At 57.5% G+C, this 13,313-nt stretch carries 10 protein-coding genes; 8 read left to right on the top strand and 2 right to left on the bottom strand.

Annotated features, from left to right (window positions below; genetic code table 11):
- Positions 1-392 precede the first annotated feature (392 nt).
- A complete protein-coding gene (locus CO667_RS27065; RefSeq protein ID WP_088395910.1) occupies positions 393-1,391 on the top strand; it encodes an MBL fold metallo-hydrolase in 999 nt (332 codons plus the stop codon).
- 177 nt (positions 1,392-1,568) lie between these two features.
- Here the strand turns inward: CO667_RS27065 and CO667_RS27060 are convergent, their stop codons facing one another.
- On the bottom strand, positions 1,569-1,826 hold the full coding sequence (locus CO667_RS27060) for a hypothetical protein (protein WP_081284274.1): 258 nt from the start codon (positions 1,824-1,826) through the stop codon (positions 1,569-1,571).
- Between the two features lie 254 nt (positions 1,827-2,080).
- Between CO667_RS27060 and CO667_RS27055 the strand changes: the two genes are divergently transcribed.
- Positions 2,081-2,320 (top strand): hypothetical protein, encoded by a 240-nt coding sequence (locus tag CO667_RS27055; protein ID WP_064843777.1) that lies wholly within the window; start codon positions 2,081-2,083, stop codon positions 2,318-2,320.
- Positions 2,321-2,433: 113 nt separating this feature from the next.
- Here the strand turns inward: CO667_RS27055 and CO667_RS27050 are convergent, their stop codons facing one another.
- On the bottom strand, positions 2,434-4,878 hold the full coding sequence (locus CO667_RS27050; RefSeq protein WP_064843817.1) for a glycoside hydrolase family 3 C-terminal domain-containing protein: 2,445 nt from the start codon (positions 4,876-4,878) through the stop codon (positions 2,434-2,436).
- Positions 4,879-5,338: 460 nt separating this feature from the next.
- Between CO667_RS27050 and CO667_RS27045 the strand changes: the two genes are divergently transcribed.
- The 6 genes from CO667_RS27045 (at position 5,339) to CO667_RS27020 (ending at position 12,949) form a co-directional block, all read left to right on the top strand.
- On the top strand, positions 5,339-7,855 hold the full coding sequence (locus tag CO667_RS27045) for a methyl-accepting chemotaxis protein (protein WP_064843775.1): 2,517 nt from the start codon (positions 5,339-5,341) through the stop codon (positions 7,853-7,855).
- 82 nt (positions 7,856-7,937) lie between these two features.
- Positions 7,938-8,831: an MBL fold metallo-hydrolase gene (locus CO667_RS27040; protein ID WP_096771800.1), complete on the top strand. Its 894-nt coding sequence runs from the start codon at positions 7,938-7,940 to the stop codon at positions 8,829-8,831.
- Between the two features lie 12 nt (positions 8,832-8,843).
- Positions 8,844-9,968, top strand: a complete 1,125-nt coding sequence (locus CO667_RS27035) for a zinc-dependent alcohol dehydrogenase family protein (RefSeq protein WP_064843773.1) — start codon at positions 8,844-8,846, stop codon at positions 9,966-9,968.
- A gap of 21 nt (positions 9,969-9,989) precedes the next feature.
- Entirely contained in the window at positions 9,990-10,766 is a 777-nt protein-coding gene (locus CO667_RS27030) for an N-acyl homoserine lactonase family protein (protein WP_064843771.1), read from the top strand.
- Positions 10,767-10,917: 151 nt separating this feature from the next.
- Positions 10,918-11,607 carry a GntR family transcriptional regulator gene (locus CO667_RS27025; RefSeq protein ID WP_007636440.1) on the top strand — a complete coding sequence of 230 codons (690 nt, stop codon included), beginning with the start codon at positions 10,918-10,920 and terminating at the stop codon, positions 11,605-11,607.
- 109 nt (positions 11,608-11,716) lie between these two features.
- The gene (locus CO667_RS27020; protein ID WP_064843770.1) at positions 11,717-12,949 is read left to right on the top strand and encodes an alpha/beta hydrolase; all 1,233 of its coding nucleotides are present in this window, start codon (positions 11,717-11,719) and stop codon (positions 12,947-12,949) included.
- The last annotated feature ends 364 nt before the right edge of the window (positions 12,950-13,313 follow it).

The following is a 13,313-nucleotide window of genomic DNA, read 5'->3' as shown; positions in this document are numbered from 1 at the left end:
TCTATCCTCCTACCGCTTAATGAACACAGTTGGCGACCTGACGCAGAGCCACTCACATGACAAAGAGGCAGCCAAGGCGATCCACGATAATCTTGCCGATACTCGGATGCGAGCCGCGTCCCGCAGTCAGGGAGCCAAGAGTTCTTTCGAACTCACCGTAAGCCAACGAGATCTGATGGCCGGAGCAACGCGGTACCCCGAAACCGCTTGTTTCGATTGATTAATCGCAGGTCCGAGCGAGATCATTTGTTGAGCGATGCTCATTGAAATGGACTTGCAATTCAATTGTCGTAGACCTGCCACTTGATACCTTTCCAATGCAGACAAAGCCGAAATCCGTCGCAAGACAAGCGCGGTCTGCAGACGCTTTTTTACAAATGGGGAGGAGTGAAATGGGAAATGAACGTTTCGAGATCGACCGCCGCAACTTACTATTGGCAGGGGGAGCTGCTTTGAGTGGAGCCGTTTTGGGTGCGAACAGTATAGCGGCTCACGCTAGGGCGAGCCCCGTTTCCGGGGCACAAGCTCCGGACTTTTATCGATTTGCCATTGGGGACGCCCAGGTAACCATCGTATCAGACGGCCCACTTCCGCTCGGCGACCCGACACAAAGCTTTCTCGGCGTCCCGGCCGACGAGATAAGATCCATGCTAAACCACAGCTTCCTGCCCACGGATGAGATCGTTCTCGCTCAGAACGCACCTGTCGTAAACATCGGTGGCAAGCTGATTTTGTTCGACACGGGGATGGGATCGCTTAAGCAATTTGGCCCGACGACTGGCCGTCTCAAGTCTTGCTTGGCCGCCGCGAATATTGCGCTGGAAGATATTGACGCTGTCGTCTGTTCGCATGCTCATTGGGACCACGTCGGCGGAATCTGGGGCGACGACGGGAAACCAACGTTTCCAAACGCCCAGGTGTACATCAGCCAAACCGACTACGATTTCTGGACCGACGAGAAAAAACTTGGAGGCGATCTCAACGGTCTTGTTAAAGCCGCGATCCACAACCTCAAACCCGTGCGGGACCGCATGGTTTTTTTCCAGGACGAACAAGAGTTTCTTCCTGGTATTCATGCCATTAGCGCTCCTGGACACACACTCGGCCATAGCTGCTTTATGATTGAATCAGCAGGAAAGACAATGTGCTATGGCGGCGACCTCACTCATCATCCTGTGCTTCTGTTCGAAAAGCCTTTGATGGAATTTGCGTTCGATACCGATCCCAAACTGTCGGCTCAATCGCGTGTGCGCATTCTGAAAATGCTGGCCTCCAATAGAATACCCTTCATGTCCTACCACTTCCCATGGCCGGGCTACGGGCACGTTGGCATAGCGGGAGAGGGCTTCGAGTATTTTCCTGAGCCACTACATCTTAGCCTGTTGGACTGAGTGGTAGAGAAGGGCGCGAGGGCAATACCTTCGCGTCAATCCTATCCGGAGGGCAGTCGAACGAAATCATCACATGGCGGAAGTTACGCAACAAGCAGTGTGCGCCTTCATCGCGTTGCTAGACATCAAGTCTCGCGGGAACGCCAACTGAAATCAAGAGCGATCGGCGGACCGCACCTAAAGGCCATTCCTGATCGGAAACATATCCTCGCCGTAGTGGTGAAGCCTCGTGTGATGCCGTCGGCATAACCAGCGCACCTTTAAAGGGTCGTCGTATTGATCATGATGGGCGTCGACCATTTCAATCCCGCAGACCTCACATGTTTGCTTTTCCAGCTCGCCTGCCTTTACAGCTCGCTGTACAGCAAGATGAGCATCATATTTCGCTGGATTAGCACGGCGCCAATTTGCTTGGCGGGTGTCGGTTTTCAGCATCGCCGCATCCTGTGCCTGTAATTTTGCGCTCTCGACCGATAGATACCTGGAAAGGGCTGCAGGCTCAAGTTTCGGCACAGATCGACGGCGTCTGTCCGTGGCTCCGCGTCCGAAAACAAGATTTCTCATTGCCAGAAATGATCAGGGTTGGGCGATCGAGATCCACCTTTGCTGCCCGCAATCTTCGCACCGGCGGATACGATATCGCTCGGGTGGATCGGTGCTCCCGATCTTAGCGCGCTGGATGACTAAGCTTGAAATTTCTGCTCGATACATATGTCCTGAAGGAGATCGGTCGAGCCGAACTGCACGAGAATGTGGCAGCCCTCGATATGATTGAGGATTCCGATCTCGCGGCTAGCGTGAGCTCAGTTCGAGAGACTGCGAAAGGCATCAAAAAAAAGCGTAGGACCGACGCTGTCGCGAACGTGTCCGCCAACGCTTCCGACGCCATCTTCGCCGCCTATGAAGGTCGGTATCCTTCCTGTCGATGACAATATCGCCCGTCTTGAGCCATTCATTCACTCATTCACCGAGCTTCACCGCCACTGCGCTCTTTTTTTGGGACTCAACCACCGCCAAACGTAGTCTTTGATTCTCTGCACGATTAGAGCGCTAAGACAGCGCCCTTTTGCGTGACAGTTCCACTCAAACGGATGTCGGTGGCCGAGAACCCAACCATAACTGCAAATTCCCCCGTCTCTATCCGCCAGCACCGCTCGGTCGTGTCGAAGAAGGCAAATGTTCGGGCGTCAAGAATGAAACTGAGCCTTCGTTTCTCACCGGGTTCCAGGCCGATTTTCGAGAAGGCCTTCAATTCTTTAACCGGTCTGGGTACAGATGCTTCAACATCGCCCACATAGATTTGCACCACTGCCGAACCTGGCCGCTCGCTGACGTTGGTCAATCCCAGTGTCACTGTCACCGCGCCGGCAGGATCCGGCAGCCCCACCGTCAGGTCTGACATCGCAAAGCTTGAATAACCGAGACCATGACCGAAGGGGAACAGTGGCTTAATGTCCTGGCGATCGTAGTGCCGATATCCAACGAACACACCTTCGTCATATCGCACATGGCCATTCTTGCCTGGATAGACCGCGTCATCCTCGGTATGTGTGGGATTGTCAGCCCAGCGCACGGGGAAAGTCTGTGCCAGTCGGCCCGAGGGCTCGGCCTTGCCAAGGAGCACATCGGCGATCGCGTTGCCAGCTTCCTGACCGGGATACCAGCATTGCAGTACTGCACGAGCACCGGAAAGCCAGGGCATTTCCACCGGTCCACCGGTTTGTAGGACGACAATCGTGTTCGGATTGGCCGCAATTACCGCCTCAACAAGCTGGTCCTGCAGACCAGGAAGTGCAATGCCGCGGAGATCGGAGCCCTCGGTATCCCAGTCGCCCGTTCTGCCCACGAAGACTACCGCATGATCAGCCTTCGCGGCGACGGCTGCTGCCTCGGCAATCTCCGCTTCGGCCGAAAACCTGCCTATTCCTACCCGAATTGCGGCGATATAGAGGTTGACGTGATCGTGCCGGGCGTACTCGGCGACGACCTCGTATGTACGGCCGGCTTCGAGCGTGATTTCGCCCACGACCTCCTCGCAGCCTTCTTCAAAGAATGTGGTACCACGTGTCCAGGAAGCCCAGGCGTCCACCACAAGCCTGCCGTCCACATAGACCCGACCAAGCCCGGCCGAGGTCAGGCCGACGCGATAGACGCCGGCTTCTAAGGCTGTGAATACGGTGCGCATTCGGGCGGAAAAGCGATACGGATCGACTAGGCCCCCGGCCACGGGGGGCAACCATACACCGAGGCTCGACGGTTCCTCGATAACCTTCACGGGCTCGCCAGCAAGCTCCCTTTCTTGGAAAAATTCGAAGGTTGTCGGGTTTTCGATCAGCGGCTGAAACCGATAATTGCTGCAACCCTGAGCGTAGCACACGTTCTCCTCACCCAGGGCGTCCGCCAGCCCCTGCCACGGACTGACGACATAGTGGGGGTTCAACTGCGCCGAGCCGCCTCCCATAACCTGCGCGATCTTGGCATTGGGTCCAATGATGGCGACCGTACCTTGCTGAGCCAATGGCAGGATGCCGTCATTCTGTAGCAGAACTGCGCTTTCCGCTCCCGCGCGCCTGATGAGTGCCCTATGTTCCGGCCGATTAATGGCGTACTCCTTAAACTCGCGATGATCGTTGATTGCGCCGGTGCGTTCCATCAGGGTCAGGATATTGTGCACACAGGCGCGGACGGTCTCGACACTTACCTCGCCCGCGTCGATCGCCGCCAGAAGCTTGGAGCCGCGGTCGCGGGTCGGGCCCGGCATCTCCAGATCCAGCCCAGCATTCACGGTGGGTGCGGTCGAACGCGAGCCGAACCAGTCCGACATCACCACGCCGTTAAAACCCCAGTCACCGCGTAGTACCTCGTTCAACAACCAATGGCTTTCCGCCGTGTAAGTACCGTTTAGTTTGTTATATGAAGACATCACGGCCCAGACCTTTGCCCGCTTCACCGCCGCCTCAAAGGGTATTAGGTAGACTTCGCGCAGAGTGCGTTCATCGATATCTGAAGAGATGGTTGTACGTTCGATCTCGGACTCGTTGCCGGCGAAATGTTTTATCGTGGCACCCACTTTCTTGGACTGCAGACCTTCGATATAGCCGACGGCAAGTTCCGCCGTCAGTATCGGATCCTCAGAGAAACACTCAAAGTTGCGGCCGTTTGTGACGCTGCGCTGGATGTTAACGGTCGGCGCCAACGAGACATGAGCCCCTTTGGAAAGAACCTCGTCACCTAGCGCACTGCCGATTTCCCTGGCTAGGTCCGGGTTCCAACTCGCTCCGATGGCAATGCCTACCGGGAAAGCCGCTGCAGTCACACCCCCGACAAAAGACCCCGCCCCGCGGGCGCCGTTGGGGCCGTCCGTCAAGCGCAATCTCCCTATCCCTAGGCGGTCGATGGGCGGTAAAGACCAGAACGTATCGCCGGAAAGTAGCGAGACCTGCTCGGCCAAGGTCATATTATCGAGCAATGCTCTCGTATCAGTCATCTTCTCTGCTTCCTCAATCTCAACACTTACCGTTCCCAGATCGGGCATCTCTATATGCATATTGGGAAAGCTGGTGAGGTCGGCGTCATCCGTGGAGCCGTCCATCCATGAGAAGGAAGGCCCGTTTGTTCACCAAGGCGCCGTCACCACGACGACGACATGTTCGCAGCCTTCACGTGGCCGAGATGACGTCACCGCTTTCCACTGAAAACAAGGACATCGCGGTTTGATCGATGTCAGCGGTGAAAGTTGTGCCGGCTGCGGCAGCGCCGGTTCTGGAGTTATTCCTCCGCAAGTTCGCGAGACAATTTGAAAACCTGAACATGCTATCAGACAATCTGTTGACAGACAATCCTCAGTCGCGCAGCCTCGTGTCGTCATTGATGATTCGATGTCTCCATCGGAGGCGGATCCCGATTGATGAAGCTTCTTCACCGCCTATGGACAAGGATGGACCACGATGGACAGGCTGTTGTCCCGTTTCCGGCTACAGACAAAAGTAATCATTTTCGTACTGCCTTTCATAATCAGCATTTGCGCGGTGGGATTTTTGGGGCACTACGCCGCGGGTCTCCTACAAAGCCGCCTGGAAACCTCGAGCCAGGTGATGCAGGTGCTCTCGGGTTTCCGTGACGTCTCCGCCTCGATGAGAGAGTTTCTCGATGAGGCGTCGGAAGAAAGGCGCGATCGCGTGAAGGCTGACCTGCTCGCCCAGCAATCGCATCTGCAAGCTTTAGTGACGAATGCCGGAGCTACGGGGGAAAGCGAAGGCCTCCTGTCGGCAAACGCGATTATGCGGGACGTGGTGGACAATTTTGGCTCTCTCTGGAGCATCCATGAAAGCGAAGAGCAACTGATAACCTCGATCGCCAATCATTCTGAATCGCTGGTTTGGTCGCAGGATGAAATGCTCAGGCTAGCTGACGAGTTGAGGAAGTCCGGCGAGCAGTCCGAGGGCGCCGCCAAATCGATGTTGCGCGATGCCGACAGGGTGACAGGCTATGCAACCTTCTTCCTTGATTTTGCCGCGGGCTACCAATCCGCCGGAACGACCGAGCTGAAACTCGAATATTTGCGCGGCAAAGTGGGCGAGTTGCGTCGAAGCGCCCGAAATCTGCGGGCTTCCTTGCCGTCGGACGCTACAAAACTGTCGAGCTCGGTCGACGGCGCGGTGAAAAGCGTAACAGAAATTCTGTCGCAGGGCGCCGCATCGGACAACGCCGTAGGCCTCGACACCGCAATGTCCGCGTTCAAGGAAATCTCCGTCGGGATTAACGCGGTGGCGAACCAGCAAACAAAGAAAGCAATCGTCGAGTTCGCAGGTCTCGACCAACGTTTGGCCAAGATCAGCAGCGCCTTGGACGGCAGCCGAAGACTTTCGGACTCCAGCTATCTCATCAGGATACACCTTGCGCGCTTCATAGCCGACCCTACCGAACAAAACCGCGCGCAACTCATCCAGAACTTCGACAGAACGAAGAAGGAGATATTGGACATCTGGAGTGCCGCTTCCGATCTCGACCTTTTCAAGGCAGTCCAGAATACGGTCCCTCCGGCGGTAGAGGGTATGACGCAGGACAGTGCGAAGCTCGTCGAGATCTCGGAAGTCAGGCGTGCGCAATATAGGCAAACGACAGACCAGTTGAACACCATATGGGGCCACCTCACGACGTTTGCCGACGCCCAGCGTGCCAGGGCCATCGAAGAGACGGCCCGTGCGAACGGCATTGCCCTCATCACGATATTTGCAGGCGTCCTCGTCGCGCTTCTCGCTGGCTTCGGGATGATTGCGACTTTCAAGAAACCTGTCGTCCGGTTGACCGACGACATGCGGCGTTTGTCCGAAGGGGACCTTGACATAGAGATCGGCGGTTCTGAGCGCGCTGATGAGCTCGGAGAAATGGCCCGGGCACTCTGTGTCTTCAGGGAGAATGCCGTAAGGAAAATCGAGATCGAGAACGACGCGGATCGTCAACGATCAGCTTCCGAAGCTGAACGTCGGCACAACGAGGCGGAGAAAGCCCAGATCGACAAACAGATCGGCGACGCCGTCGACAGTCTTGCCGCTGGGCTGGAGAGGTTATCCAACGGTGATGTTTCGAGCACGATCGATCAACCGTTCTCCGGGCGGCTGGAACAGTTGCGAAAAGACTTCAACAATTCGTTGCTGCGCTTGCAGGCGACGATGTCGGAACTTCGCGGCAACATCGTGCTCATTCGGCAAAATGCAGACAATCTCAGCAGTGGCGCCGATGATCTCTCCCGCCGCAGCGAGCGCCAAGCCGCGTCGTTGGAGGAGACAGCGGCTGCGGTTCATCAACTCACCGCGACGGTGCATTCGTCGACAGAGCAGGCGCAGGCCGCAGCCCGGCTTGTAAAGGAAACCAAGCAGGCCGCGGATGCGTCTGCTTCAGTGGTCACGAACGCGGTCGACGCTATGGGCCGAATAGAAGCGGCTTCCGGGCGCATTTCGCAAATCATCGGCGTAATCGACGAGATCGCTTTCCAGACCAATCTCCTGGCACTCAATGCCGGCGTCGAGGCCGCGAGAGCAGGAGAAGCCGGGCAGGGTTTCGCGGTCGTCGCCCAAGAAGTCCGGGAACTTGCCCAGCGGTCGGCTCTAGCCGCCCAGGAAATCAAGGGACTCATCGCAAGATCGACCGAGGAAGTCGCCTCGGGATCGCGATTGGTGAACGAGGCGGGCAGGGTGCTCATTGCAATATCGTCGAATGTTGCCGGAATTTCCGAAAGGGTTGAGCTTATCGCTGCGGCAAGCAGGGACCAGGCGGCTTCGCTTATCGAAGTGAACCAGGCCGTCGGCGAGATCGATGACAGCACCCAGCGAAACGCTGCCATCGCCGAGCAAGCCCACGCCGCCACTCAGGAACTCACAAAGGAGACCCAGCGACTGATGCAGCAGATAGAACAGTTCAACATCGGCAGGCCGAGGGGTCACATGCTTTCGATCGTTTCCTGACGACAGACTATCATCAATATTCTGTTGACAGATTTTCATACAATCTGTCAAATGGTACAGCCAATCTGGGAGGATATCCGGCGTGCTCAATGACCAAGCGCATCAGACTAAGTTGCCCTATTTCTATCCGTTCAAGTTCGGAACCGGCGAAATAACGGTGCTTTCGGACGGACCGTTGGAATTGGGCGACCCGCGGGAGAATTTTCTCGGAGTCGACGCGGCCACAGTGACGGAAATGCTCGACAGGAACTTCCTGTCCAGTTCGTCGGTAACCCTCGAGCAGAACATCCCGCTGGTCAAAATTAACGGAAAGACCATCCTGTTCGACACCGGGATGGGGACGTCGAAGATTTTCGGGCCGACGACCGGCCGCTTGCTGAAAAGCATGCAGGAGGCAGGCATCGACCCCTTGGAAGTCGATGCCGTGGTGTTGTCCCACGCACACATCGACCACACCGGCGGACTTTGCGATCAGGACGGCAAGCTTAATTTTCCGAACGCGAAGATCTTCATAAGCGAAAGCGACTTCGATGACTGGACCGACGGAGGCAAGCTTGATGCCGGTTTCAAGGCTCAGGTGGAAAATGCCCGGAGAAACCTTCTTCCACACCGTGATCGGATAGCGCATTTCGTGGACGGTCAGGAGTTCCTGCCGGGCGTGCAAGCGGTGCACGCTCCAGGCCACACCTTGGGCCACTTTTGCTTCCTCATGCAGTCTGACAACGATCGGCTCTGCTTCCTCGGCGATCTCACCCATCATCATATCCTGCTGATGGAACGCCCGTGGATGGAGTTCAAGTACGACACCGATCCCAAGCTCTCGGCGCGCTCGCGCACCCGGGTGCTGGATATGCTCGCGACAGACCGCATACCAGTGATGTCCTATCACTTTGCGTGGCCCGGGCTCGGCAACGTCGCCCGGGAGCGGGAAGGCTTCCGCTACGTACCCGCCGCCATGCAGATGCTCTCGAGATAGGAATACACGACAATGCAGATGAAATCCGTCATTCTCCGAGAGTCAGGGCTTCCCAAGCCGTATGCAAGTTCGCGACCTCTCAGTGTCGAGACCGTCGATCTGACGCCTCCGGGCAATCTTGAGGTCCTGGTCAAAATCAAGGCCGCTGGTGTGTGCCACTCCGACCTGTCGGCGATAAACGGCGACCGGCCCCGCCCGCTGCCTGTCGCGTTGGGGCATGAAGCATCCGGCATCGTCGAAGAAATCGGACCCGGTGTCGATACAGTGAAGGTTGGCGATCACGTCGTGATGTCGTTCCTGCCGATCTGCGGACACTGCGATTACTGCGCGGGAGGACGCGCTAGCCTCTGTGAGCCTGGCTATCGCGCAAACGCCGCCGGGACATTGTTGAACGGTAGCAAGCATATCCGTCTTCGCGGCTACGATATCAACCATCACAGCGGCGTATCGGCGTTTTCGGAATACGCGATCGTGTCGGCGCACTCGGTCGTCAAGATCACCAAAGATGTGGACGTCACGATGGCGGCCCTGTTCGGATGCGCCGTCATGACAGGCGTCGGTGCGGTCGTAAACACGTGTGGCGTGAAGCCGGGACAGTCGGTCGCCGTCATCGGCCTTGGGGGCGTGGGCTTGTCGGCGGTCCTCGGAGCGGTGGCCAGCGGAGCAAGCGAGATCGTCGCCATCGATTTGATGCCGGAAAAGCTTGAGCTGGCTAGGTCGCTGGGCGCGACGCGTACCTTCCTGGCAACCTCGCCGGATGTGGTCGGCGAGGTCAAGGAAGCGACACGCGGGGGAGTGGACTACGCCATCGAGATGGCAGGGTCGAGCAAAGCGTTCGAAACCGCTTATGGCATTACGCGGCGCGGCGGCACGACAGCCACAGCGGGTCTGGCGAACGTGAACACCAAATTCGAGATCTCGCCGCTTCCTCTTGTCGGGGAAGAACGCATCATCAAAGGCAGCTACATGGGGTCCTGCGTGCCTTCGCGCGATATTCCCCGTTATATCGACCTGTTCCTCAAAGGCAGGTTGCCCGTGGAGAGACTGCTGTCCAGCACTGGCCCGCTTGAGGAAATCAACGAGGCCTTCGACCGGTTAGACCGTGGCGAGGTGATCCGGCATCTGCTGGTTCCCTGAGCCTGCGGAAGGAGCGAGAATTTGAACGACTGGAAAGTCCTGGCGATACATTACGGCACTGCGGTTCGGCCCGTTAGCGAACTCGGCCTGGAAGCAGGAGATCCCCACGACGCCCCGGGCAGGATCGAGTATTTCGTCTGGTTGATCCGCCATGGTGAACGTCTGATCCTGGTTGACACCGGGTTTAGCCCGCAGGAGGCTGAAAGGCGCGGGAGGACCATGTTGATCCATCCGGTCGAGGCGCTTCGCCAGCTCGGGATTTCCGCATCGTCCATTACCGACGTCGTTATCACGCATCTCCACTATGATCACGCGGGAAACCTTGTGGACTTCCCCAAAGCCCTGTTCCACTTGCAGGATCGGGAGATGGCCTACGGTACAGGACGATGCATGTGCCATGATCGTCTTCGGCGTCCCTTCGCAGTGGACGCCGTCGTTGATGCGGTCCGCCTGACGTTTTCCGGCAGAATGCGCTTCCACGACGGGAACGGCGAGATTATGGAGGGACTCACCATCCATCTCGTCGGCGGTCATTCCAAAGGCCTTCAGGTCGTGAGGCTGGACGATGGCGATGAAGTCGTCGTCATCGCATCGGACGCACTCCATTTTCAACGCTATCTGGAGCATGACGACGTCTTTCCGCTTTTTGCCGATTACGCCGACGTACTGGAGGGATACCGAACGCTCCGTGAACTATCAGGACCGTCCGGCTTACTTGTTCCAGGCCATGATCCCGCAGTCCTGACGGGTTTTCCATCGCTGTCACCCGATCTCGCTTTTGCAAAGGTTCTACGGTAATGGGGACGCGTGGAATGTCCGGTAAGAGATAAAGCTGAGGCGTTCTTCGCTTTTGTCAGACAATCGGGTTGTCTCACCAGGATAACCCACCATATAGTACCATGACTTGCACGGCCGCTTTCGGCCTTGGTAAAACGGACTTTTGGATCCAATGGGTGATATGGATTTACAGATTGCACGACAGAGTGCCACATTGCGCACTCAGGTAGAAGATAAACTGCGGCAGGCGATATCAAGCGGCCGTTTCAAGCCGGGTCAGCGCCTCGTTGAGCGAGAACTCTGCGAGTCGATCGGTGTAGGACGGACATCAATCCGCGAGGCGCTTCGACAACTCGAGGCCGAGGGCCTCATTACCAGCTATCCGCACCGCGGTCCCGTCGTCAGCACTATCACTTACGAAGAAGCCGCTCAGCTCTACAGCGTCAGGGCTTTGCTAGAGAGCTATGCCGGAAAGGAATTCGCTGAAAACGGAACCGCCCAGGATATCCATACACTCAATGAGGCGGTTGCTGAGTTTGCGGAAGCGGCGGCAAGCGGCGGTGGGAGCAGGCTCATCAAGGCGAAAACCGCGTTTTACGATTGCCTGATGCAAGGGAGTGGAAACGTCTTCGTCAAGCAAATGCTGACATCGCTCCACAATCGGGTGACTCTTCTGCGCATGACGTCGATGACGCAGCCGGGGCGCTTGAACCACAGTGTGGAAGAGATAAAGGAGATCGCTGCGGCCATTACTGACCGAAACGGAGCGAAAGCCGCCGCAGCCTGCAAGTACCACATCGACATGGCGGCTAAGGTCGCACTGGACTACCTTCGTAAAACCTCCGAAAACGACGGCGATTAAAGGAAGCGGCAACAGCCGGTATTGACAGATTGTCTGATAATCTGCTTATTCGAAGTCATGGCGCTGCCGACGCGTGCGGCCTGGCGCTCGTTCGAACAGGGAGGTTGCTTTGGGCACTTTTAATGAATTGCGGTCCCGCATGGCGGAGGCTCTTGGGGATCCGGAATTGCCCCGGCTCACTCCGGACCTGACAATGGACATCGCCTTCTACGTCGGCGATCAGGTGATCGCCCTCAATTTCGCTGAAGGCGGCGCGGCGATCTGGGGGGAAAGCGATGACCCCCAGGTGACAGTGAGGGCCACTGCAGACGCCTGGGAGCAGCTTCTGATGACGCCGCCGCCCGCCACCTTTCATTCCTTCACGGCGTTACAGCTTGCAAACCCTCTCTTCGAGATCGCCGGCTCACCGCTCGCCCTCGCGAAAGCACGCCCGGCTCTGGAACGGGTGATTGAGCTCGTCGTAACGTCCCCCGAGATGAAAGCGGAGCATGCGCAACGCGACCTGCGTCAAATCCGGGGGCAGTATGCCGTCGTCGATATCGATGACGTCCCCCATGAAATATATTACGAAGAAGCAGGCGAGGGGGTGCCGGTCCTGTTTCTCCACACCGCCGGAGCGGATAGCCGCCAATTCTTGCCTCAGCTGGCGGACACCGAGCTTGCGAAAAACTACAGGCTGATCGCGGTTGACCTACCATTCCACGGTCGGTCCATGCCGCCGCTGACATGGGACGGCGCACCCTACAAGCTCACGGCATCGCTGTACCTGAAATGGTGCACGGCCATACTCGAACAGGTGGTTCGCGAAAAGGCGATTGTCGCGGGTGGGTCCATGGGCGCGGCAATGTCGCTGGTTCTCGCCGCGGAACGGCCGGAGCATGTCCTCGGGATCGTGGCGATCGAGCCACCTTTCCGCTCCAAGGGACGCCGGAACCCATACCAGCACAACGTAAACGTACACGGCTCACTTCATAACTCGGCGTATGTCAGAGGGATCATGAGCCCACTCAGCCCCGCAGGGGACCGCAGGAGGTCAAGCTGGATCTATTCGCAGGGAGCACCCGGAGTTTACCCAGGCGATCTTTCCTTCTACAGCGACGAGTTCGACGGAGCAGTGACAACTCCCCGGATTGACCCGTCGCGCACCCCGGTGGCGCTGCTCTCGGGCGACTATGACTACTCAGCCACTCCGACGGATGGGGCCAGGCTCGCCGAACTTATTCCGGGATGCCTCCACCTCGTCATGGATGGGCTGGGTCATTTCCCCATGTGCGAACACCCGAATTTCTTTCGGAGCTATCTTGTAAAAGGGCTCGAGTTCGTACGGCAAGCCGCGCGCTAAGCGGTCGCAGTGACTCTGGTCGCTCGGTGCAACACGCCGGGCGATCAAATTTGAAAGTGGGCGGGCGCCTACCGAGGCTTCGCAATTGGCGTCCCGGCGATGACACAGCCGGCATCGGGGGCGGCATCCTCACGCTCCCGAGAAATTCCGGTAAGAAATTGGAAAAATTCCCGCGATATCTGAGTGAAGGATCAGGCGCGGCGATGCGTTTAAAAAATGCCGTAGCGGCGCCTCATCGCAGGGTCCTGATCACGCAGCCTTGCGCGTGATCTCTATCTTCCCGCCGCGGCCTCTGTGTTTCCGACATGTAGTTGCCACAGTAAAGGTGCCTCCCCTTGGTCAAGAAGGAGGCACCCATCAGCAC

Source organism: Rhizobium sp. L43, assembly GCF_002531725.1.
GTDB lineage: Bacteria > Pseudomonadota > Alphaproteobacteria > Rhizobiales > Rhizobiaceae > Rhizobium.
The sequence above is the reverse complement of the archived record's forward strand: the minus strand, read 5'-3'. Positions and strand labels throughout refer to the sequence as shown.